Genomic DNA, 21,271 nt, shown 5'->3' with positions numbered 1-21,271 from the left:
CGGGACAAGCAGCGCGGCGGTCACCGGTCGAGCGTCTGGCCAAGTCGCTGGAGCGCAATCTCGGCCATCCGGCCTGCGCGGGCCTCACGAATGCGGAGCGGCCGAGGCAACCAGCATGTCGCCGAGGTCGGAGCGGCGGTAGAGCACCGATCGGCCGTGTCGGGTGCCGACCAGCAGTCCACCCGCACGCAATGCTCGAAGGTGCTGATTGACCGCTGTCGGGGTGACGCCGAGGCGGGCGGCCAACTCGGTGGAGGATGCGGGCGTGTCGAGATGGCTGAGCAGACCGGCCCGGGTGGTGCCCAGAAGTCCCGCGAGACCGTCTGGCGCGGGCAGGGCCTGCGGCTCCCACAGGGTCGCCGCGCCACGTGCGGCATAGAGGATCATCGGTGGCTCGTCGGCCGAGATGGGTGTCGAGGCGTTGGTGGTCCACAGGCTCGGCACCAGGGTCAGCCCGGCATTGGCCGGTCGCGCGTAGTCGAGCTTCGAGCGCAGCCGTACCTCGACCACGTTTCCGACGAGCCGCACCGTGTCCGACAATCCGCTGAGCATCGTGGCGAGACCCCGCTGGGCGATTTGTCGTCCTCGGAACGTGACGTCGCCTTCGAGGATCGCCCGCATCCGTGGCCAGTGCGGCTCGAAGCAGAACCGCCAGTACGTGGCGAGCGCATCGATGATCCGATTGAGCACCTCTGCGGCGGAACCCTGTAGTGGTTCAGGAAGTGGCGTCGCGCCGTGCACCGCTCGCAGGTCTCGTTCGATGACCGCCGGGTCGGTACTGGCCAGTTTCGCGAGTTCGTCGTCGAAGCGGGTCAGCGGTGAGCGCGGACGCGGGTTGAGAAAATCGGGTGTCCACAGCCGGACGTCCGTCAATGCGAGCAGCATGGCCTCGTCAAGGCTGCCGCGCACGGCTTCGAGCGCGTGCAGCCAGCGCAACTGAAGCGGAAATCGTCCTGGATCGCGCCACGCCCGCAGGGACAGCACCGCCTCGTTGAGCGGGGACACCGCGAAGCGGAGATCGGCCACATCCATGCCGAGCAGCTCGTACCGGACCATGAAGCAAAAGGCTACATCGTTAGCGTGGTCGGCGGGTACGCTGCGACAACTGACGGCATGCTTCTTGTGACAGACCGCCAGTCAGCGGCGGCCGGCTGGGTTCGCCGGTACCTGCGTCCGGACGATCCCGTCGCCCGCGCGCTGACCTGGGCCACCATGACCAGCTCGCTTTCCAAGGGAGTCTTCTACAGCGTCAGCGTGCTGTTCTTCACCCACGTCGCCGGCTTCGCCGCGACCACGGTCGGGCTCGGGTTGACGATCGCCGGGGCGGTCGCCGTCGCGGCCGCGTTGGCTGCGGGCTACCTGGCCCGTGTCGTCGGCGCGCGCCGGGTGCTGCTCGCCACGACCGCCGGCCAGGGCGTGGCACTGGTGGCCTACCTCCTGGTGCACACCCCGGCCGCGTTCGTTGTCGTCGCCTGTGCCGCCGTCGGACAACAGGCCATGCAGCGCACCGCCCTGACGACGATGATCGCCGAGTCATTCACCGGTCCGGACCGCGTGGAGATGCGCGCCCGCCTGCGGGTGGTCACCAACGCCTTCATCGGCGTGGGAACCGCGCTGGCAGCCGTCGCCCTCGTGCTTGACACGAAACTGGCATATCTGCTGGCGATGCTCGCCACCGGAGCGCTGCTGTTCGTCTCCGCACTCTTGCTGCGCCGGTTGGGCCGCAGCGCCGAGCGCACCGCGACCGACAGGTCTCGGACGGCCGTCGTACGCCAGTCACCACTGCGCGACCGGACCTATCTGGCCATCACCGGCCTCTACGCCGTCATGAGCATGCAAGTTGGCATGCTCACGGTGGGGGTACCACTCTGGGTCGCCGGTTCGACGAAGGCACCCCCGGCGACCATCGCGGCGCTGCTGGCGTTGAACACCGTCATCGTGTCCCTGCTTCAGGTCTGGGCGGCGCGCGGCGCGAAAACCATCCGCTCGGCCGGCCGCGCGGTCGCCGGGGCCGGTACCTTGCTCACGCTGGCCTGTGGCCTGTACGCCCTGTCCGCTTACGGCACGATCGCTGTCGTCGTGGTCATGCTGACGCTCGCGACCGTGGCACACAGCCTCGCCGAGATCCTGTCCGAGGCAGGCAGTTGGACGCTCGCCTTCGAGCTTGCCGACCCGGCCAACGTCGGCGCGTACCAGGGTGTCAGCCAGACCGGAGCGGCGCTGGGCTCGATGCTCGCGCCGCTGGTCGTGACGGCGACCGCGCTTGCGCACGGTTGGCCTGGTTGGATTCTTCTCGGCGCGCTGTTCCTCCTCGCGGGATCATTGACGATGGCGCTGGTCCGACGACAGGTGGACGGGTCTCTGTTGTCTGCCTAGAGACTGCCGCTCCGGTATGCACCACCTGCGATTCGACGCCGTTGCTGGAGCAGGAGAAGAAGCCCGAAGGCGCCCGATATCGCGACGGCGGTCAGGCCAAGGACGGCTGCGGTGGGGACTCCTCGGGTAGCGCCGTAACTCGCGCCTGCCGCGACAATTCCGGCGGTGCTCGCCGCTGCCGACTCCCCGTCCCGCTTGAGCATGAGAAGGGCGAGCGCCCGGTAGCGGTAGGCGGCCACGTCCTCGGGGTCGATGTCGATTGCTCGACCAGCCGCATCGACCGCAGCGGCATGTTCGCCGAGTCCGATCAGGGCGCCGGCGAGGCGGCGCCAGGCGATGCCGTCATCCGGGTGCGCGTTCAGGTGCTCGCGCAGCAGTTCGATGGCGGGCCCGAACTGCTCGGCCCGAACCAGCTCGCGCGCACGCGCGACCGCATCGTCGCCGTTTCCGGACTGCGGTTCCATGCTGCTGCTCCCTATCCCCGCCTGATCAGCCTGGCAGGCGGTACGCGCCTCCGATCGGCCCGACCCCTACATGGTCATCATGGCTCGTGCCTGTCGGCCGGGCGGTCGGGGGCTGCCTGGGATGGCTGACCTCCAGCCGGCGGCTGGGCCGCGATCACCCGATCCGCTGCCGCCAGGGCGGCCAGGGCCTCGGCGCTGCCCGGTTCAGGCGTACCGACCAGCAGTTGTTGACCGGGAGCGTCGCGGACGTCGAAGGTCTGGTAGGTCAGCTCGACCCGTCCCGCCTCGGGGTGGTTTATGACCTTGAACATCCGGGTCAGACCCCGCACGGTCTGGTCCGCCCAGAGGGTGCGGAACGTCGGCGAGTCCCGTCGCAGGTCGGCCACGAGCGCCCGAATGTGGGGATCTTCCGGGAAGCGGCCGGCGTTGAGTTGCAGGGCGTGTACGACGTTCTCGGTCAGGGACGGCCAGTCGGGGAAGACGGCGCGGGCCTGCGGATGCTGGAACAGCACCCGGACCATGTTGGTCGGGCCGGTGAACGGGGACAGCAGGGCAGCCGCCACGCTGTTGGTGGCCAGCACCTCGAATGCGGGACTGAGCACGTAGGCGGCGGCGGTGGGGAAGGCGTCCAGCAGCCGCAGCAGCGCCGGGTGCACGGAGTCCCGGGAGTTGTCCGGGCCGAGGCGGGGGTGGAGCCCGGCGAGCCGGAAGAGATGGCGGCGCGCGTCGGGGTCGAGGTGCAGGGCCCGTCCGATCGCGTCGAGCAGCTGTGCGGAGGGGTTGCGCTCCCGGCCCTGTTCGAGGCGGGCGTAGTAGTCGGCGCTCACCCCGGCCAGGACTGCGAGTTCCTCGCGGCGCAGCCCGGGTACCCGGCGGTCGCCGCCCCTGGGCAGTCCGACCTCTTTCGGGTCGACTCGCGCGCGGCTGGCCCGGAGGAATTCCCCGAGCCGGTTTGCATCGGGCATGTCGATCAGCCTAGGACTTCGGGCCGGAGTCGCCGGCCGACTGGTGACTTCGGTGCGGGTTACGCGATCCACGGGTCGAGACGGTTCGGGACAGAGAATCCTTAAACCGGATGAAAGGTACGCGGTGCCGGGGTGTGGCGCACCCCGGAAGCCTCGCCCTTCCAGGGCCCGCGTACCGGCCGGATTGTTGAGCTACGGCGCTCGGGCAGCGGGCCCGACGGGCAATAGGAGGATCAGTGGAAGACAGTGCCGGCTCGAAGATCGTTCTCATCACCGGTTCGAGCAGTGGTATCGGTGCGGCGACCGCCCGCCGGCTGGCCGCCGACGGCCATCACGTCGTGCTCGGTGCCCGACGCGTCGACCGGCTCGCCGCGCTCGTCGACGAACTGCGCGCCGCCGGTGGCACCGCCGAGCACCATGAGCTGGACGTCACGAGCCGAGACAGCGTGCTCTCCTTCGTCGGGGGCGCCCACGAACGGCACGGCCGCGTCGACGTACTGGTGAACAACGCCGGCGTGATGGCGCTGTCCACCCTCGACGCGCTGCGGGTCGACGAGTGGGACCAGATGATTGAGGTGAACCTGCGCGGCACCCTGTACGGCATCACCGCCGCGTTGCCGTTGATGCGCGCCCAGGGCACGGGGCACATCGTCAACATCGGTTCCACCGCCGCCTACCGGGTCGACCCGACGGCTGCGGTCTACTGCGCCACCAAGTACGCGGTCCGGGCGCTCACCGAGGGATTGCGCCAGGAGAGCCGGGACATCCGGGTGACCCTGGTGAGCCCCGGCTACACCCACTCGGAACTCACCGAGCGGGGTGGCGACCCTGCGGTGCGGGCTGCCGCCCACGCGGCGGCCGAAGAGCTGGGAATGCCGGCCTCGGCGGTAGCTGACGCGATTGCCCACGCGATCGCTCAGCCGGGCAGCGTCGACGTCAACGAGATCATCATGCGGTCGACCGCGCAGGGCTGACCGCGCATCACGAGGAGTGCACCAATGAGCGAAGCGCTTGAGATGACGACGTTCCGGCTCGTCCCCGGCCTCACCGGCGCCGACTTCGTCAACGCCAACGAGGACATCAACGACTACCTGCGGCGCCAGCCCGGCTTCCGGTGGCGTCGGATCGCGCAGGACGACGACGGCACCATCACTGACATCGTCGCGTGGGACTCCGCCGCGGACGGCCGGCGCAGCGCCTCGGGGATCATGACCGAAATGGCCGATTCCCCGGTGCACGCCACCATCGACCACGCCACTGTCGACTTCCGGATCGTCCCGGTGCTGCAGCACCTCAGTTGATCCCGATCTGCCGGGACCACCCCTCCTGGACGACGCGTCCGAGACCTGGCGTCGAGGGCTGACGTAGATATCCTCTTCAGGTGCCGGCCCGTGTGGAGATCGTTGACACGGGCTCGGCACTGCGAAGGGACTATCGACATGCCCCGTGTGGTACCGGCGGTCAACCGCGCACTCAACGTCCTCGAGCTGTTCCTGGACTGCCCGCAACTGTCGGCGCGCCAGGTGATGGAGCGGCTCGACCTGCCCCGCACCACCGTCCACGAGCTGCTCGTGACGCTTGAGGCTCGTTCGTACCTGATCTCCGTACCGGGTCAGCCGGTGCAGTATCGGCTCGGCATGCCGCTGTTTCAGCTCGGCGCGGCGTTCGCGGGTCGGCTTGATCTGGTTCGGGAGGCGCAGTGCGTGGTGCGGGACGTGGCTGCCGCGTGCCACGAGGCGGTCCACGTGGCGGTGCTCGACGGCCCCGATGTCGTTTATCTCGTCAAGTTCGACAGCACGCACCCTGTCCGGATGGTCTCCGGGGTGGGGCGTCGGTTGCCGGCGCACTGCACGGCGGTCGGCAAGGTTCTGCTGTCGAGCCTCGATGAGGAGAGCCTGGACGCTGTTCTGACGAAGGGCGAGCTGCCGGGCATGACGCCGGACAGCATCACCGACCCGGGCCGCCTCCGCGAGCACCTCGATCGGGTCCGGGCGGAGAGTGTCGCTGTCGACATCGGCGAGTCTGACAGCGCCATGCGCTGTGTCGCCGCGGCGATCCGGGACCATTCCGGTGCCACCATCGCCGCGATGAGCCTGTCCGCGCCGATCATCCGCTGGACGCAGCAGGCGCACGTGGAGTGGACGGGGCTGGTTCGTGAGGGCGCGGCCGCGCTGTCGGCGCGCATGGGCTACCGGGCGCAGTCGCGGTAGTCGGCCTCCCGTTTTCGGTTCGAAATCACATCGAAACATTGACAGCTGTCTTGGCGCTGCTCTAGCGTCGCGACCACTCAATCCGGTATCTCGAACTCAGTTCGAAATCTCGAACGGTGGTGGTCTCGTGGCCCGACCGAACTGCAACGTCAGCGCAGCTTTCTCGGCCCGGTCGCCGATCGCCTCAACCTCGTCGCGCTACCCGACGAGCGGCGCGCGGAGTCTCTCGCGTGGCTCGCTCGGATGCCACGACGACGCGTGCGTGAGCGGACTCCCGACGGTGAGCGGCGGCAGGGCAACACCCGTCGCCGCAACCCCACCAACTCCATCAACGGGTACGCGAGCGCACTGATCGATGCGGGCGACGCGTCCGTGGTCGCCGTCATAGGCACACCTGGAGCACAGGCACGCCTTCGGCGTGCGGTGGTGCGGGGAGACAGAGGAGGCGAATTCCATGAACGACAACCTGGCGTGGTCCCGGCGTGGCTTTCTGGGGATGGGGGTGGGGGTGCTCGGCGCGGCCGGTCTGGCCGCGTGCGGGGGCACCTCCGAGTCCCCCAGCAGGGTGCAGCCGGACGTTCCGCAGGAACTGATCGACGCTGCGGCGTCGATGAAGGGTTCCTCGATGGGGATGCTGTCGCAGAAGCTGTACTCGACGGCGGCGAACGAAGCACTCGACAGCTCGATCAAGAAGTTCGCCGACACCACCGGGACGAAGATCGAGAACAGTCTCGTCCAGGCCGACGCCGGCGACGTGGTCGCCAAGATCGACGCCGAGGTCAAGGGCGGGGTGGCCCGTGACCTGGCGTTCATGACCGACTCGCGGTTCGTCGCTCAGTTCCAGGCGCTGGGCGACCTGGAGGACGTGACGGACGTCGTCACGGCGTTGACCGCCAAGTACGGCGAACCCTGCGCCGAGGCCAAGAACTTCTGCGTCTTCGACGGCAAGTGGTTCGCGATCCCGTACCACTTCATCGGGATCGGGTCGTTCCTGCGCAAGGACTGGATGCAGGACAAGGGCATCACCCCGAAGGACATCTACAGCTGGGAGGAGCTGCGGGATCTGTGCCTGGAGATCTCCGATCCGACCAAACGCCGGTTCGGCTGGGGCATGACGGTCAACCGCTCCGGTGACGGCAACGGCATGATCGAGGCGCTGATCAACGCCTACGGCGGGTCGATCGCCACCAACGACGGCCGGAAGGTCACCTTCAACTCGCCCGAGACGGTGCAGGCGGTGACCTTCCTCGGCGACATCTACACCAACCCCAAGTACAAGCCGATGCTGCCGCCGGGGATCGCCAGCTGGACCGACACCAGCAACAACGAGAACTGGCTCGCCGGGATCCTCGGTTACACCCGCAACCAGTTCAGCGTCTACGCGGACTCCAGGACCAAGAAGAATCCGGTGCACGCGAACACCCACGTGTTCTCCGACTGCATCGGGCCGGCGACCGACAATCCGCTGCTGCTCGGCCAGTCGCAGGGCTTCGTCGTCTTCAAGGGGGCCAAGAACCCGGCGCTCGCCAAGCTCCTGGCGCAGTACCTGGTCAGCGCGCCCGCTCTGCTCGGGGTGGCGAAGGAAGCACCCGGCCTGGTGATGCCCGCCTGGGAGAAGGTCTGGGACGCCGACCCATTCTTCACCAGCGGCGACCCGGCCTTCCCCATGCTGCGCAAGATCACTGAGTTGAAGCTGCCGCTGAACACGAAGAACGGCCTGGCCTTCCCGCAGAAGGCCAGCGCGGGCCAGCAGGCGGTCGGATCGGCCTACGTCCTGACCGACATGATGCAGCAGGTCGTGCAGGGCACGTCGCCGGCGCAGGCAGTGACGGCCGCCCACGCGAAGATGGTGCAGATCTTCAACCAGCAGGGGCTGCCGCAGTGAGCTCGGTCCGTCCTGCACGGGTCCCGACGGCGGCGAGGAAATCACCGCCGTCGGGGCCTGGCTCCCTCACGGCCGTCCAGCGGCGGCTGGGGCGCGACTGGCGACTCGCCGCCCTGTTCCTGGCGCCGATGGCCGTGCTGGTCGGCGGGCTCGTTCTCGTGCCGATCGGCCGGTCGATCATCACCAGCACCACCGAACGGCACGGGCAGGACAGCGTCTTCGTCGGCCTGGACAACTACCTCGCGCTCGTCGGCGACGACCAGTTCCACACCGGCGTGGTGAACTCGTTCGTCTTCACCGCGTACGCCGAGGTTTTCAAGGTCGTGCTGGGATTGGCCGCGGCCCTGCTGCTGCACCATCGCCGCCGTGGCCGGGCCCTGCTGGCCGGCCTGCTCCTGGTGCCGTGGGTGGTGCCGACGGTGGTGACGGCGTTCAGCTGGCGCGCGCTGCTCGACCCGATCTTCGGCAGCGTCAACACGCTGCTCACCGCCACCGGGATCGGGCCGCTGCTGGCCAGCGCGCACCTGGTCGACAGCTGGCCGGCGGGTTGGTTGTCCGACCCGTCGCTGGCCATGCCGTCGGTGATCCTGGTCAACGTCTGGAAGGGAGTGCCGTTCTTCACCGTGTGCTTCCTCGCCGGGTTGAAGGCCATCCCGGCGGACCTCTACGAGGCGGCGACCATCGACGGTGCCTCGGCGTGGCAGCGGTTCGCCAACGTGACGCTGCCCGGACTGCGCCACGTGATCACCGTGACGGTGACCCTGTCGTCGATCTGGACTTTCAACAACTTCGACCTCATCTGGTTGCTGACCCAGGGTGGCCCGGGTGACGTGACAGCACCGTACGTGCTGATCGCCTACTCCAAGGCGATCCTCCAGCTCCAGTACGGCGCTGGGGCGGCGGTCACGCTCGTCATGCTGCCGATCATCGGCGGGCTGGTGTTCGTCCTGGTCCGGTTGTTGCGTCAGGACAGCAACATCAAACTGCCCCGGCGTCGCCGGGCCGCACGATGGATCGGAACCCAGCGGTGGACCGGTCCAGCCCGCAGGGCCCTGCCGTGGGGCATCACCGCGCTGGTCACCGGTCTGCTGCTCTGGGCATCGCCGGAGATCTTCTGGAAGGCGGCGGTGGTCCTCGGGGTGATTCTGCTGGTCGCGGCGGCGGTCGGCCGGGTCGTCTCGACCCTCCAGTCGCGAGGCGGTCGTTGGTCGTCGTCGGCGGTGTCGGGCGTGGGGTCCTGGGTCGCGCTGGCCGGTCTGCTCTTCTTCGTGCTCGGCCCGCTGTACTGGATCGCCGTCACGGCCTTCAAGTCCGAGGGCCAGGTCGTCATGCGTACCGACGACCTGTGGCCGACGCCGTGGACGCTGGAACAGTTCAGCGCCCTCTTCGCCAACCAGCCGTTCGGCCGTTGGTACCTCAACACCCTGCTGGTGTCGGCGGCGTCCACCGCGGTGGCGCTGGTCTGCGCCGCCCTGGCCGGTTACGCGCTGGCCCGGCTGCGGTTCCGCGGGGCGCAGAGCTTCACCGTCACGGTGCTGCTCACCTACGTGATGCCGGGCGCGCTGCTGTTCATCCCGCTGTACCAGATGCTCATCGGCGCTCGGCTCACCGACTCGTTGTGGTCGCTGGTGGTGACGTACCCGACCTTCACCCTGCCGTTCGCCACCTGGCTGCTGGTGGGGTACTTCTCGTCGATCCCCATCGAGCTGGAGGAGGCCGCACTTGTCGACGGTTGCAGCCGCGTTCAGGCGTTCGGCCGGGTGGTGCTGCCGCTGGCCAAGCCGGGGCTGCTGGCGGTCGCGCTCTTCACCCTGACCAACGCCTGGAACGAGTTCCTCTTCGCCTTCGTGTTCATCACCAAGGACGAGTACAAGACGCTCCCGGTGGGGATGCAGTCGATGATCGCCGGAGACGTCGTGCCACAGGGACAACTCGCCGCGGCGTCGCTGCTGGTCAGCATCCCCGTGGTGATCATGTACGCCCTCGGGCAGCGCTTCCTGACCGAGGGACTCACCGCAGGGGCGGTGAAGGGCTGAGCAGAGTGCCGCTGCCCCGCGCCCAGGGAAGGCGCCGCCGGACCCGGCGATCCGCCATCGCCGGGTCCGGCCCGCGCAGCGTCAGGTGTACGCGAGCAGCAGGTCCACGGTGCCGGTGCCGCCCGGTTGGCCCGGCGGGGTCGAGAGGCCGGGTTCGCTGTTGAGAACGTAGAACCCGCCGTTGCCGATCAGGCGTGGGGTGACCGCCAGCGCCTGGTTTCGCATGTCCGCCCCGGTCGGTCGTACGACGGTGTCGCGCAGCAGGGTGAACAGGTTGGTGTTCAGGTTCGAGACGTGCAGTACCCGGTAGGAGCGGGGGGCGGGCGCCCCCGCACTGGTGAGGCCCCAGATCGGGATGATCTGGTTGCGCCAGTTCGCCGGGTTGTTGCTGATCGCGTTGTCGTAGTTGTTGAGCTGCGTCTGGATGCCACTGTGGATGCCGGCCAGGTGGATGTGCAACTGGTCCTGCTGCCGGGCGTCGGCCGAGTTGATCCCGAGCCCGATGTTCGGGTACACGACGTGCGACGGTTGCCCGGGTTGGGCGTTGATCCAGGCGTCCAGCCAGTAGTTCGGCGCGGCGGGGGTCGCGATGAACGGGCACTCGATGCCACTCACCCGGCAGGTCGGCACGAGCAGGAAGTTGTGGTTGTTCGGCGGCCTGCCGTTGAGCACCACGTAGTCGGACGTCGTGGTCAGGCAGGTGGTCGGCGGCGTGGTCCTCGTACCCAGGCAGACCTGCACCCGGTCCCAGAGGTCGTACCTGCCGCCGGTGTCGGCGCGGAAGCCGCACAGGGTCGACTCGGTGGGGCAGTTCGCGCCACCGGGGGCGGGCGGTGGGGGTCCGGGTGGCTGGCCGCCGTCGGCCATACCGCTGTCCGCGCCGGCCAGCGTGAGGAGTCCGCCCGCACTGGCGACTCCGGACAGCTTGACGAACTGACGTCGGTGGATCAGACCCATCCGCTTGTTATCGCTCACTGTCACCCTCCGCACGACGACTCCGACGTCCCCACCTCATCCGAATTCGGACGTGAGGGACGGAACGGACTCACGTTAGGACGAATGACCGTCGTGCCACCTGGCCGCCGGAGGCTGGTCCCCTGATCGTGTTCCCGGTGCGGCAGCACGCCACCCGGTCAGAGTTGCTTCTCGAACCAGTGGTGGGCGTAGTGCTCGGTGTTGTACGCCTCGATCTCCCGGTAACCGGTCGCCCGGTACAGGGCGATCGCCTCGGTGAGGTTGCGGTTGGTGTCCAGTCGGACGGCGGTCGCGCCATGCTCGGCGGCGTACCGTTCCAGCTCGCCCAGCAGCCGCCGCCCGACGCCGAGGCCGCGTACGGTGTCCGCCACCCACACACGTTTGATCTCGGCGGCCTCGCCCCGGTAGAGCTTCACCCCGCCGCAGCCGATCGGTTCGCCGTTGAGGGTGGCGAGCAGGAGCACACCGTTGGGCGGGGCGAGCGCATCGTCGTGGAGCGGCTTGCTCAGTGCGGGGTCGAACCCCTCGTCGAGTCGCCGGGCGATGTCCCGGACGTAGGCCCGCAGGCAGGCACGGGCCCGCGGGTCGCCCGGCGGGCACGGCTCGATGACGACCATCGACCCGATGAGCAGCCGTTCCACCTCGGCCATGGCGGTGACGAGTCGTTCCCGGCGGTGCTCGGTGAGCGGTTCGAGGATCGAGGCGGCAAGGTCGTCCGAGCGCTGATCGAGGTCGGCCCACTGGGCCCGGCCGGCGTCGGTGAGCGTGGCGACGCGTACCCGGCCGTCGCCGCCGGTCCGGTCGACCGGTCCGACGGTGATGAGGCCGTCGTTCTCCAGGGTGCGCAGGAGCCGACTGAGGTGTCCGGAGTCCAGGCCGAGCCGGGTGCGTAGCGCGGCGACCTCGGCGCCGGCGGGGCCGATCTCCCAGAGCAGTCGAGCCTGCCCCAGGGGACGGCCCTGGGCCATGTACTCGTCGTCGAGCGCGCCCACCCGTTGGGTGACCGTCCGGTTGAACCGCCGTACGGCGGCGATGAGAGCCGAGTCCATAAACCTGACTTTAGTCAGGTTGTCGGGCTTGGCGGTAGGACATGATGCCGGCGTGGTCCAGAACGACCACCACGAGCACCACCACCGTGCCGACCGCGCTGAGGGCCAGCAGCGGTGGGCGCAGGGCAGCCGCCACACCGCCCAGCACGAACAGGGCGGCCACCCGGGGCCAGGAGATCCGCCGGTGGATCGCCAGCGAGAACAGGATCCGCCCGACCAGGAACAGCGTGGGACCGCCGATGATCACCAGGGCACTGGTCATGTCGCTGGCCTCGTTGGGGTGCGCGATGCTCAACTCCGCCCCGACAGCGGTGACCACCAACCCGGCGATCATCACCAGGTGCAGGTATCCGGTGATGACGCCCAGCCGGGCCGGGTCGGCGTGCTCGATGGCCGGGCCCAGGCGCTGGCCGGCGGGCGTCACGTAGAGCAGACCGATCAGCACCGCCGTCATGAACACCAGCAGGAAGGCGGCGGCCTCCGGCAGGTGGAGTGCGGTGTCGGCGAACGAGAGACCGGCGACCAGAACGAGCTCACCCAACGCGATGATCATGATCTGTTGGTACCGCTGCGCGAAGTGCCCACCGGCGAGGTGCAGTTCCTCTCGCCGGGTACGGCCCAGCAGCGGGATGGGCCAGCCGATTCGTGGGCCGGTGTAGTCGATCGCGAGAGCGAGCGCCCAGAGCGGCACCCGCCACTGCACCCAGAAGGCACCCACCAGCCACGGCACCGCGGCGACGAGGTACCAGCTGACGATCCGTACCGCCCGACGTTGCCGTGGGTGCCCCCGCAACGTCACGGCGGTGACCACGCTCCGACCAACGTGCAGTCCGACGTACGCACCGGCGAAGAGCAGCCCCCGGCCGTCCAGCGCCTGTGGAATCGCCACCCCGGTCAACAGGCTGGCCAGCGCGGCGGCGATCAGCAGCCCCCGTACCGCAGTGCTTCCCGGGTCGTACCAGTCGGCGAACCAGGTGGTGGTCACCCAGATCCACCAGACCCCGGCCAACAGCAGGGCGGTCCGCAGGGCACCAGCCAGGGTGAGGTCGTGCAGCAGGTGCTCGGCCAACTGACTGAGGGCCAGGACGAACGCCAAATCGAAGAACAACTCCAGGAACGAGGCGCTGAGCGGCGCCTCGCTCGTGCGCAACAACCGTTCAGATCTGCTCGCCATCCGCGCCTCCCCCGGTGGCACGTACGCCCGGTCTCCGTCGTACCACCCTGGAAGGGCTGCGGGAGGAAAAAGCGGGTCAGCGGCGAACGCCCACTCCGGCGTAACCGTGGGACTCGACGAGATCCGGCTCGCCGTCCGGGCGCCACCGGGTGGTGCCGACCAGTCCGGGTTCCACCAGGTCGTACCCGGCGAAGAAGCGTGCCGTCTCGGCGCGCGTGCGGGGCACCAGTGGGGCGCTGCTGTTGCGGTAGACGGCCTGGCCACGCTCGGCCAGCTCCGGCGGAACGCCGTCCAACGTCAGGTGGGACAGCACCAGGTGACTGCCGGGCACGGTGGCATCGCGCAGTCGGGCGATCGCCGCCCACGGGTCGTCGTGGTCCGGCACGAAGTGCAGCACCGCGAGGAGCAGCACCGCCACCGGTTCATCCAGGTCCAGGGTGGCCCGGACGTCCGGGTGGGCCAGCAGTTCGTCCGGCCGTCGCACGTCACCCTGAACGACCGCGGTGCCGGGCACTCCCGTCAGCAACTGCCGGGCATACCCGACGGCCACCTCGTCGTAGTCGACGTAGACCACCCGCGCATCGGGCGCCACGGCCCGCACCACCTCGTGCACGGCGTCCTGCGTGGGCAGTCCGGCGCCGATGTCCAGGAACTGGCGTACGCCCTGCTCGGCGGCGTACCGGACGGCTCGGCGCAGGAAGTGCCGGTTGGTCTGGGCGGCGACACCGGTCTCCGGGAAGATCTCCAGCACCCGGTCGGCGGCGGCCCGGTCGGCCGGGAAGTTGTGGCTACCCCCGAGGAAGTAGTCGTACATCCGGGCGACGTTGGGTGTGGTGGTGACGTCAACTGCCGGCTGATCGGACATGCGGGATCCCTTCGGCGGCGGGGAGCGGAACTCGATGTCTAGCACCAGCGGCGACGACCCGCTGACCCCTCGTGTCGTTGATCCGGCTGCGCCCATGGTCACCGCTGACCACGGTGGGGGCACCGACTCAACGAGGAGGGAAGCCGATGACCGCTCAGCGCGAAACCGTGCAGGTCGACCACGACCTGTTCCGCGCCGTGTACGACTCACCCGCGTCACTGCCCGGCCGACACCGCTGGACCACCCCGGAGTCGGACGTCCGGCGGCTGGAGAAACTGCTCGGCATGCCGGCACGCAGCATCGGCGCCCCGCTCTGGGTCAGCGGCGACGAACCCGACTGCCCGAAGTGCCGCCGGCGGATCACCTGGTACGACATCGTCTCGTCGGCCCTCTCCGGCCTGCACGACAAGACCATGATCGCCACGGTCATCCTGGGCGAACGCAAGTACGTCAACACCGAGATCCCGGATGCCATCGCCGGGGTGCGCTGCTCCGACTGTCACACCGCGATCGACGGTCTGCGCAGCTTCAAGTGCCACAACTGGGCGTACGCCTTCGAGGACCTGGCGGCCGTGCGCGAACGGATGGCAGGTGGTCCCGCGCCGATCTGAGCCGAACACCGATTCAGTCGGCCGAGCGGCGGGTGGGGCGGCGGCCGGGCGGGGAGGGCGGTTCCGGGCCGGGGTCGGGCACCGGCGGCATCGGCCGGGTGACCGGCTCGGTGCCGGTGACCCGCAACGACTCGCCGTGGTGCCACAGCTCGACCTCGGCGTCGCCGGCGGCGTCGGGCAGCTCGTAGCGGGCCTCCGTCGGAGTCAACGTGACCCGCAGCCGGTGGCCGCGCCAGCGCAGGCTGAACGCCAGCCGGTCGATCCGCCGGGGCAGGCGGGGGTCGAAGGAGAGCACCTCGCGGTCGTCGCGCAGCCCACCGAAGCCCTGCACCAGTGCCAGCCACGCGCCGGCCAGCGAGGCCAGGTGCAGCCCGTCGGCGGTCTTGTCCCCCAGGTCGGCCAGGTCCTGCAGCACCGACTCGGCGAACAGGTCGTACGCCAGGTCCAGGTGCCCGACCTCGGCGGCCAGCACCGCCTGCGGGGCGGCCGACAGCGACGAGTCGCGGACCGTGCGGGCCTGGTAGTACGCCAGGTTGCGAGACTTCTCGTCGGCGCTGAACTCACCAGGGTGAAGTTGCATGGCCAGCACCAGGTCGGCCTGCTTGACCACCTGCTTGCGGTACAGCTCCAGGTACGGGAAGTGCAGCAGCAACGGGTAGTCGTCGTCGCCGGTGTTCGCGAAGTCCCACTCGGGTTGCTCGGTGAAGCCGGCGGCCTGCTGGTGCACCTCGCGCTCGCTGTCGTACGGGATGGCCATCGCGTCGGCGGCGGCCCGCCAGCCGGCCACCTCGTCGCGCTCCACGCCGAGCCGGCCGGCCACCTCCGGATGCCGCTCGGCGGCGTCCGCCGCGCCGCGCAGGTTGCGCCTGGCCATCAGGTTGGTGAAGACGTTGTCGTCGACAAGTGCGGCGTACTCGTCCGGGCCGGTCACACCGTGCAGGTGGAAGCCGCCGTCGCCCGACCAGTGGCCGAAGCCGTGCCAGAGCCGGGCGGTCTCCACCAGCAGTTCCAGCCCCGCCTCGGCCAGGAACCGCTGGTCGTCGGTGGCCGCCACGTAGCGCAGCACCGCGTCGGCGACGTCGGCGTTGACGTGCAGCCCGGCGGTGCCCGCCGGCCAGTAGCCGGAACACTCCCGGCCGCCGATGGTGCGCCACGGGAAGGTCGCACCGGTCAACCGCAGCTCGGCGGCCCGCTCCCGCGCCTCGGGGAGGTGGGCGTGCCGCCAGGTCAGCGCCGACCGGGCCACCGCCGGGGCCAGGTAGGTGAGCACCGGCAGGACGTAACTTTCGGTGTCCCAGAGGACGTGACCGTCGTAGCCGTTGCCGGTCAACCCCTTGGCCGAGATGGTCCGGTCGCAGTCCGGGCGACCGGCCTGGATCAGGTGGAACATCGCGAACCGGACGGCCTGCTGAAGCTCCGGATCGCCGTCGAGCCGCACGTCGGCGACCTGCCAGGCCGCGTCCAGGGCGGCGCGCTGGTCGGTGAGCAGGGCGTCGAAGCCGTCCGCGCGGGCGACGTCCGCCTCGGCGGTGACCAGGGCGGCCAACTCGTCGGCGGGCGTCTCGTCGACCATCGCCCACTCGTAGGCGGCGAACTTCGTCAGCCGCAACCGCTCCCCCGGGCGCAGGCGACCCGTGACGGTCAGCCGTACGCGGTCCGAGGTGCAGTCACCGCTGGTGGTCACCGTGTCCGGCCCGTCCAGCAGGTGACTGACGGCGACCGCGACGCGTTGGCCGCTGCGCTCGGTGCGGTGCACCAGCACGCCGTCGAGGCCGGTCGCCCGGTACGTCTCGGCGGTCAGCGGGTCGGTGGGCACCGAGGCGGCCCGAGGGTCGTCCGAGCGTTCCGGCACCTTCTCGTTGGCCAGCAGGTCCGAGCAGACGCGCAGCTCGACGGCGGTGTCCAACGGCTCGACCTCGTACCGGACGGCGGCCACCGGACGACGCGGCAGGGACACCAGCCGGGTGCTGCGCAGGCGCACGCCCCGACCGGCTGGTGAGATCCACTCGGTCTCCCGAGTCAGCACGCCGGTACGCAGGTCGAGCACCCGTTCGTGGCGGCGCAGCGTCCCGGTCCGGAGATCGAGTGGCTCGTCGTCGACCCAGAGCCGGATCAGTGCGGCGTTCGGTGCGCTGATGACGGTGTCGCTGGCCGACGGGAACGCGTACCCCTCCTCGGGGTAGCTCAGTTCGCGCCGCTCGTGCAAGCCGTTGACGTAACTGCCCGGCATCCCGCACGGGGCGCCCTCGTCGAGCACCCCGCGCCAGCCGATCCACCCGTTGCTCAACGCGAAGATCGACTCGGTCTCGCCGAGCCGGTCCTGGTCGGCCGCTGTGCGCCGGATCCGCCAGGTCTCGTCATCCGCCGTGCCGGCGGTGGACTGCGGTTGATCGGTGGTCGAACCGGTCTGCACGAGGCCTCCTGTCGATGCCGATGTCCTGCACCAGCCAACCAGAGCCGGCTGGACGAATCCTGGACGAAAGTCGTCAAAGTCACTCGACCTTCGACAGCCGCGGTGCCCTCTGCCGCGTTCCTAGGGTGTCCCCGAGGTGAACGAGGTATGAACGTGAAGTGAGGTGATGCATGGTCGACAACGGCAGCGTTGACGTTCCGGAGATCAGCGCCGAGTGGTACCGCGACGTCGTCGACGCCGCCGCCGGCAGCCCAGAGCCGGTGCAGTGGTTCGTCGGACACGCCACCGAGGGGGTGATCCTGCTGCTCGGCGCGCTGCTGCTGATGGCCGCGCTGAGCCGCCGGGTCGGCGGCCCGCACGACCGGGCGCTCGCCCTGATCGCGCCGCTGCCGGCCGTCCTGGCGTACGTGGGCAGCGAATTCCTGAAGACCGTGGTGGACGAGGAGCGCCCCTGCCGGACCATCGGCCGGGAGATCATCGCGAGCGCCTGCCCACCGCCGGGCGACTGGTCGTTCCCCAGCAACCACGCCACCATCGCCGGCGCATTGGCGGTCACCACGTTGCTGCTCTCCCGCCGCCTCGGCCTGGTAGCGCTGCCCCTGGCCGCGCTCGCCGCCTTCTCCCGGGTCTTCGTGGGCGTGCACTACCCGCACGACGTGATCGCTGGGGTGCTGTTCGGCGCCCTGGTCGCCGTGGTGATCACCCCGTTGCTGGCCCGCCCGATCGGCGAGATGCTGCGCCGGCGGGCCGACCGTCAGGACAGCCCGGTCCCCAAACTGGCCGGCCGCTCGCGACACTGACCGGCGACCCGGCCGGTCGCCGCCCGCCGGGTCAGGCCGCCAACAGGACGGCACCCACCGTGCCGAGCAGCAGGAACGGGCCGAACGGCAGGTGGCTGCTCCAGTTGGCTCGGCGGGTCGCCAGCAGGCCCAGGCTCACCACTGCGGAGAGCCCGAAGGTGAGCAGCATCCCGAACAACAGCAACGGCCAGCCGTACCAGCCGAGCAGCGCCCCGACGCTGAGCGCCAGCTTGGCGTCGCCCAGGCCGAAGCCCCGGCGGCCGAGCAGCACGGCCGTGCTGGCGAAGAAGAGCGCCAGCCCGGTGCCGCCGGTGACGGCCCGCAGCCAGTGCCCCGGGTCGGCGTCGAGCGCGGCCACGCCGAGCAACAGCCAGGTCCCGGCCGCCGCGGGAAGGGTGAGCCGATCCGGCAGCCGGTGCACGGCCAGGTCGACGAGGATCGCCGGGATCGTCCAGCCGAGCCACCAGATCAACGCCGGCAGCGCCCCGTCCGACGGGCCGCCGACCGCCAGCAGCAGCACCGCCGCGAGCACGGCCACCTCGACGGCGCCCGGCGGTGGGCCGACCCGGGCGAGGCAGTGCCCGCACCGGGCCGCCGGGCCCAGCGCCGGCCAGGGGCGGGTCAGCCCGACCGGCGCGCCGCAGGCGTCGCAGCCGGTCCGGCTGGGCAGACCCGGGGGTACGGCGTAGCGCAGCGCGGCCAACCGCATCAGCGGGCTGATCGCGAGGATCGCGAACATGGCCCGCCGCAACCTCGCCACGGCGAACACGGATGGTGATTGAGGGCTCGCTGTGGTGTGACGGATGGCGCGGAAAGCGACCTGCCGACCCGAGCCGGCCGGGGCGCTTTCGACCGCTTCGGCGTCGGGCGGGGCGGCCTGCCGATCGGCCGACGACCCCGTTCGAATGCCGGGATGACGCCACGATGTCCCACTCCTGCGACCCGTGCCGAGACTCCGATGAGCCCGTTCGACCCAGCGACGACCCATCAATAACGACCTTTCGCTCGGCCTTCGCTCCGGGCGCGGTGCGGACACCCGCCACCACCACCTGCCATCACGCAGAGTGTTCACTTGAATTGCCTCTGTTGCATCGGCGAGCGTCAGCCTATGCTCGCCCCTTGGGTGTGACGCAAGCCTCACCTTCGCCATCGGACGACACAGGGACCTGAATTCGCAAAAGATCCGTAACGGTGAATGCCGAAGCGCAATGAACGGCTCCGGATGTGCTGATCCGGGCGCGCTTCCGCATGCCCGGCGGCGGTGAACAGTCACCGCCCCGGGCGACCACGAGGAGGCTCGACGGTGCGCGGACGGCAGCTCAGGCGAGCGGCAATCTGCCTGCTGGCGATCGTGGCGGCGATACCGGTCACCGCCTGCGCCAGCGGACGGGAAACGGTCGAACGGCCGACCGCGGTACGCGACGACGGGCACCGGACCAATCCCGACGTCGATCGGCACGCTGCCGAAAAGGCGGCGCTTGACGCGTACTCCGGTTATCTCACGGCCTCCCGTAAGGCGGGCCAACGCAGTGATCCGCGCGCGCCGGAACTGTCCCGGTTTCTCGCTGATCCACTTCTGACTCGGGTCCGGGTGTCCATTCGCGAGGCTAAGGAGCACGGCGCCATGCGTACCGGAACGGTGAAGTCCGACCCGACAGTGACCGCCGTCAGCCTGGACGCGAAGCCGGCCACCGTGGAGATCCAGGACTGCCTCGACACGACCGGCTACCGGCTGGTCTACGCCAAGGACAAACGTCCCGTGCCGGGCAGCGGCGGCGGCAGGCACCTCTCCACCGCCACCGCGACCCGGTACCCGGACGGCCGTTGGTTGATCAACTATGGCGCGACGCACCGGGACCAACCGTGCTGACCCGGCCTGCGACAACCCGGCGGGCGCTCGCCGGGATCGGCCTCGCACTCCTGCTGGTGCTCGGTGCCACGCTGCCGGCCACCGCCGCCCGACGGGCCGACCCGGGGGCCGGTTGCCCGCCCGACCAACCCGACTGCAGCGTCTGGGACGACGAACCCGGCAACCCGGGCGGTCCCGGCGGCGGAGACGACGGTGGGGGTGGAGACGGCGGTGGCGGCGGGGGCGGTGTCTGCCAGTGGAACGGGCGGACCATCCCCTGCTACGACGAGGACCTGGGCTGGTTCAACAACGGCGACGGGTGCTACTACAAGCTGACCGAGGGGCCGACCGAGCCACCCGAGGGCGAGCAGTGGTACCTGCAGACCTGCAACGGCGGCGACCTGGGTGCCCAGGACGTGGTGACGCTGGCCGACCCGCCGGCCGGCTTCGGCGCACCGCCGGACCCGGAGGAGCTGGCCCGCCGCGCCCTGGCGTCGATCAAGCTGCTTCCGGCACCGCTCAGGGTCGCGCCCCGCAAGAGCATCGGCCCCGGCCTCGTCGGTCTGCCCGTGTGGATGTGGGCGGCACCGAGTACCAGCTACTTCGGCCCGCTGACCGCCTCCGCGTCCGACCGGGACGTGACCGTCTCCATCGAGGCGAAGGTCCGCGAGATCGTCTGGGACATGGGCAACCAGGAACAGGTCTCCTGCGACGGCCCCGGCACCCCGTACGACCCGAAGGGTGACCGGGCCGGCGGCACCTCCCCGGACTGCGGCTACGACAAGGGCTACCAGAAGGCCGGCACCTACCGGGTCACCGCCACCACGTACTGGACGGTGACCTGGAGCGGCGGCGGCGAGAGCGGAGTGATCCCGGTGACCCGAAACAGCGGCACGGTGCCGATCCAGATCAACGAACTCCAGGTGGTGACCCGATGAGCCTCGCGACCCGCAACGGGACCGGATCCGTGGACGCGCCCGTCAACCCGCCCACTGTGGTCCGCCAGCGGCGGGTCCGCCCCGGACTGCTCGGTCTCGCCGTCCTCCTGATCGCCCTGGGCGGGCTGGGCGCGGCGTTCGCGGTCACCTCGGTCCGGGCCACCGGCAGCTATCTGGCGGTGGCCCGCCCGGTGGAGGTGGGCCGCGAGATCAGCGCCGCGGACCTGGTCACCGTGCAGGTCGCCGGTGGTCAGGGGCTGCGCCCGGTGCCCGCCGGACGGCTCGACGAGGTGGTCGGCAAACGGGCAGCTGTCGCGCTGCTTCCGGGCACACTGCTCACCCTGGGACAGGTCACCGACGATCCGCTGCTCGGCCCCGGCCAGCAGCAGATCGCGCTCGGTCTGAAGACCGCCCAGGTGCCGGCCCGCGAACTGCACCCCGGCGACAAGGTCCTGCTGGTCAGCACTCCGGACACCAGCACCAACGGCGACCCGCCCGCCGCCGCCGGCACCCGGTTCCCGGCCACCGTCATCGACATGGTCAGCCCCGGCAACGACGACAAGGTCCTGTACCTGGCGCTGCTCACCCGTGACGTGCCCGCCGTGGTGGCGCTCGCCGCACAGGAACGGCTCGCCGTCGTGCTGACCGAGGCGGCCTGAGC

Annotated in this window: 20 protein-coding genes; 11 read left to right on the top strand and 9 right to left on the bottom strand. The window is 70.1% G+C overall.

Annotated elements, in window-relative coordinates; genetic code table 11:
• Positions 1-84: 84 nt before the first annotated feature.
• Positions 85-909: a winged helix-turn-helix domain-containing protein gene (locus tag QCZ28_RS00385; RefSeq protein WP_279514645.1), complete on the bottom strand. Its 825-nt coding sequence runs from the start codon at positions 907-909 to the stop codon at positions 85-87.
• A 12-nt stretch (positions 910-921) separates the two neighbouring features.
• Here QCZ28_RS00385 and QCZ28_RS00380 point away from each other — a divergent pair, with 12 nt between their 5' ends.
• A complete protein-coding gene (locus QCZ28_RS00380; RefSeq protein ID WP_279514644.1) occupies positions 922-2,376 on the top strand; it encodes an MFS transporter in 1,455 nt (484 codons plus the stop codon).
• On the opposite strand, the gene QCZ28_RS00375 is transcribed toward QCZ28_RS00380, so the two are convergent.
• Positions 2,373-2,840 (bottom strand): tetratricopeptide repeat protein, encoded by a 468-nt coding sequence (locus QCZ28_RS00375; RefSeq protein ID WP_279514643.1) that lies wholly within the window; start codon positions 2,838-2,840, stop codon positions 2,373-2,375. The two genes, QCZ28_RS00380 and QCZ28_RS00375, sit on opposite strands and share 4 nt — an antisense overlap.
• A gap of 77 nt (positions 2,841-2,917) precedes the next feature.
• Positions 2,918-3,805, bottom strand: coding sequence for a helix-turn-helix transcriptional regulator (locus tag QCZ28_RS00370; protein ID WP_279514642.1), 888 nt, complete (start codon positions 3,803-3,805; stop codon positions 2,918-2,920).
• A 236-nt stretch (positions 3,806-4,041) separates the two neighbouring features.
• Here QCZ28_RS00370 and QCZ28_RS00365 point away from each other — a divergent pair, with 236 nt between their 5' ends.
• From QCZ28_RS00365 to QCZ28_RS00345, 5 genes are all read left to right on the top strand, one after another.
• A complete protein-coding gene (locus QCZ28_RS00365; RefSeq protein ID WP_279514641.1) occupies positions 4,042-4,779 on the top strand; it encodes an SDR family oxidoreductase in 738 nt (245 codons plus the stop codon).
• A 24-nt stretch (positions 4,780-4,803) separates the two neighbouring features.
• On the top strand, positions 4,804-5,106 hold the full coding sequence (locus QCZ28_RS00360) for a hypothetical protein (protein WP_279514640.1): 303 nt from the start codon (positions 4,804-4,806) through the stop codon (positions 5,104-5,106).
• A gap of 138 nt (positions 5,107-5,244) precedes the next feature.
• A complete protein-coding gene (locus tag QCZ28_RS00355) occupies positions 5,245-6,015 on the top strand; it encodes an IclR family transcriptional regulator (protein WP_279514639.1) in 771 nt (256 codons plus the stop codon).
• A 454-nt stretch (positions 6,016-6,469) separates the two neighbouring features.
• Positions 6,470-7,900, top strand: coding sequence for an extracellular solute-binding protein (locus QCZ28_RS00350; RefSeq protein ID WP_279514638.1), 1,431 nt, complete (start codon positions 6,470-6,472; stop codon positions 7,898-7,900).
• A 128-nt stretch (positions 7,901-8,028) separates the two neighbouring features.
• The gene (locus QCZ28_RS00345; RefSeq protein WP_279514637.1) at positions 8,029-9,936 is read left to right on the top strand and encodes an ABC transporter permease subunit; all 1,908 of its coding nucleotides are present in this window, start codon (positions 8,029-8,031) and stop codon (positions 9,934-9,936) included.
• Positions 9,937-10,017: 81 nt separating this feature from the next.
• On the opposite strand, the gene QCZ28_RS00340 is transcribed toward QCZ28_RS00345, so the two are convergent.
• From QCZ28_RS00340 to QCZ28_RS00325, 4 genes are all read right to left on the bottom strand, one after another.
• Complete coding sequence (locus QCZ28_RS00340) at positions 10,018-10,911, bottom strand: CDP-diacylglycerol diphosphatase (protein WP_279514636.1); 894 nt, start codon at positions 10,909-10,911, stop codon at positions 10,018-10,020.
• Between the two features lie 158 nt (positions 10,912-11,069).
• Complete coding sequence (locus tag QCZ28_RS00335) at positions 11,070-11,960, bottom strand: bifunctional helix-turn-helix transcriptional regulator/GNAT family N-acetyltransferase (RefSeq protein WP_279514635.1); 891 nt, start codon at positions 11,958-11,960, stop codon at positions 11,070-11,072.
• 10 nt (positions 11,961-11,970) lie between these two features.
• Positions 11,971-13,134: a low temperature requirement protein A gene (locus tag QCZ28_RS00330; protein WP_279514634.1), complete on the bottom strand. Its 1,164-nt coding sequence runs from the start codon at positions 13,132-13,134 to the stop codon at positions 11,971-11,973.
• A gap of 76 nt (positions 13,135-13,210) precedes the next feature.
• Positions 13,211-13,999, bottom strand: a complete 789-nt coding sequence (locus tag QCZ28_RS00325) for an SAM-dependent methyltransferase (protein ID WP_279514633.1) — start codon at positions 13,997-13,999, stop codon at positions 13,211-13,213.
• Between the two features lie 146 nt (positions 14,000-14,145).
• Between QCZ28_RS00325 and QCZ28_RS00320 the strand changes: the two genes are divergently transcribed.
• A complete protein-coding gene (locus tag QCZ28_RS00320; protein WP_279514632.1) occupies positions 14,146-14,610 on the top strand; it encodes a hypothetical protein in 465 nt (154 codons plus the stop codon).
• Positions 14,611-14,623: 13 nt separating this feature from the next.
• Here the strand turns inward: QCZ28_RS00320 and QCZ28_RS00315 are convergent, their stop codons facing one another.
• A complete protein-coding gene (locus tag QCZ28_RS00315) occupies positions 14,624-17,023 on the bottom strand; it encodes a glycosyl hydrolase family 65 protein (protein ID WP_279514630.1) in 2,400 nt (799 codons plus the stop codon).
• A 170-nt stretch (positions 17,024-17,193) separates the two neighbouring features.
• On the opposite strand from QCZ28_RS00315, the gene QCZ28_RS00310 reads away from it, so the two are divergent.
• Positions 17,194-17,823 (top strand): phosphatase PAP2 family protein, encoded by a 630-nt coding sequence (locus QCZ28_RS00310; protein ID WP_279514629.1) that lies wholly within the window; start codon positions 17,194-17,196, stop codon positions 17,821-17,823.
• 31 nt (positions 17,824-17,854) lie between these two features.
• Here QCZ28_RS00310 and QCZ28_RS00305 read toward each other — a convergent pair whose 3' ends face one another.
• Positions 17,855-18,562, bottom strand: a complete 708-nt coding sequence (locus QCZ28_RS00305) for an A24 family peptidase (RefSeq protein ID WP_279514628.1) — start codon at positions 18,560-18,562, stop codon at positions 17,855-17,857.
• A gap of 564 nt (positions 18,563-19,126) precedes the next feature.
• Between QCZ28_RS00305 and QCZ28_RS00300 the strand changes: the two genes are divergently transcribed.
• The 3 genes from QCZ28_RS00300 to QCZ28_RS00290 are packed head-to-tail and all read left to right on the top strand — an operon-like array spanning position 19,127 to position 21,269.
• Entirely contained in the window at positions 19,127-19,693 is a 567-nt protein-coding gene (locus QCZ28_RS00300) for a hypothetical protein (protein ID WP_279514627.1), read from the top strand.
• Complete coding sequence (locus QCZ28_RS00295; RefSeq protein ID WP_279514626.1) at positions 19,687-20,610, top strand: hypothetical protein; 924 nt, start codon at positions 19,687-19,689, stop codon at positions 20,608-20,610. The genes QCZ28_RS00300 and QCZ28_RS00295 overlap by 7 nt, the downstream gene beginning before the upstream one ends.
• Positions 20,607-21,269, top strand: coding sequence for an SAF domain-containing protein (locus tag QCZ28_RS00290; RefSeq protein WP_030332281.1), 663 nt, complete (start codon positions 20,607-20,609; stop codon positions 21,267-21,269). Before QCZ28_RS00295 ends, QCZ28_RS00290 begins: the two co-directional genes overlap by 4 nt.
• Positions 21,270-21,271: the final 2 nt, after the last annotated feature.

This window comes from Micromonospora sp. DH14 (genome assembly GCF_029809455.1).
In the GTDB taxonomy this organism is placed as follows: Bacteria; Actinomycetota; Actinomycetes; order Mycobacteriales; family Micromonosporaceae; genus Micromonospora; species Micromonospora parva.
The sequence above is the reverse complement of the archived record's forward strand: the minus strand, read 5'-3'. Positions and strand labels throughout refer to the sequence as shown.

Excerpts from the sequence above, each read along its gene's own strand:
- QCZ28_RS00375 (WP_279514643.1), bottom strand. The coding sequence starts at position 2,840 with ATGGAACCGCAGTCCGGAAACGGCGACGATGCGGTCGCGCGTGCGCGC.
- QCZ28_RS00370 (WP_279514642.1), bottom strand. The coding sequence starts at position 3,805 with ATGCCCGATGCAAACCGGCTCGGGGAATTCCTCCGGGCCAGCCGCGCG.
- QCZ28_RS00360 (WP_279514640.1), top strand. The coding sequence starts at position 4,804 with ATGAGCGAAGCGCTTGAGATGACGACGTTCCGGCTCGTCCCCGGCCTC.
- QCZ28_RS00355 (WP_279514639.1), top strand. The coding sequence starts at position 5,245 with ATGCCCCGTGTGGTACCGGCGGTCAACCGCGCACTCAACGTCCTCGAG.
- QCZ28_RS00350 (WP_279514638.1), top strand. The coding sequence starts at position 6,470 with ATGAACGACAACCTGGCGTGGTCCCGGCGTGGCTTTCTGGGGATGGGG.
- QCZ28_RS00345 (WP_279514637.1), top strand. The coding sequence starts at position 8,029 with ATGGCCGTGCTGGTCGGCGGGCTCGTTCTCGTGCCGATCGGCCGGTCG.
- QCZ28_RS00335 (WP_279514635.1), bottom strand. The coding sequence starts at position 11,960 with ATGGACTCGGCTCTCATCGCCGCCGTACGGCGGTTCAACCGGACGGTC.
- QCZ28_RS00330 (WP_279514634.1), bottom strand. The coding sequence starts at position 13,134 with ATGGCGAGCAGATCTGAACGGTTGTTGCGCACGAGCGAGGCGCCGCTC.
- QCZ28_RS00325 (WP_279514633.1), bottom strand. The coding sequence starts at position 13,999 with ATGTCCGATCAGCCGGCAGTTGACGTCACCACCACACCCAACGTCGCC.
- QCZ28_RS00320 (WP_279514632.1), top strand. The coding sequence starts at position 14,146 with ATGACCGCTCAGCGCGAAACCGTGCAGGTCGACCACGACCTGTTCCGC.
- QCZ28_RS00310 (WP_279514629.1), top strand. The coding sequence starts at position 17,194 with ATGGTCGACAACGGCAGCGTTGACGTTCCGGAGATCAGCGCCGAGTGG.
- QCZ28_RS00305 (WP_279514628.1), bottom strand. The coding sequence starts at position 18,562 with ATGTTCGCGATCCTCGCGATCAGCCCGCTGATGCGGTTGGCCGCGCTG.
- QCZ28_RS00290 (WP_030332281.1), top strand. The coding sequence starts at position 20,607 with ATGAGCCTCGCGACCCGCAACGGGACCGGATCCGTGGACGCGCCCGTC.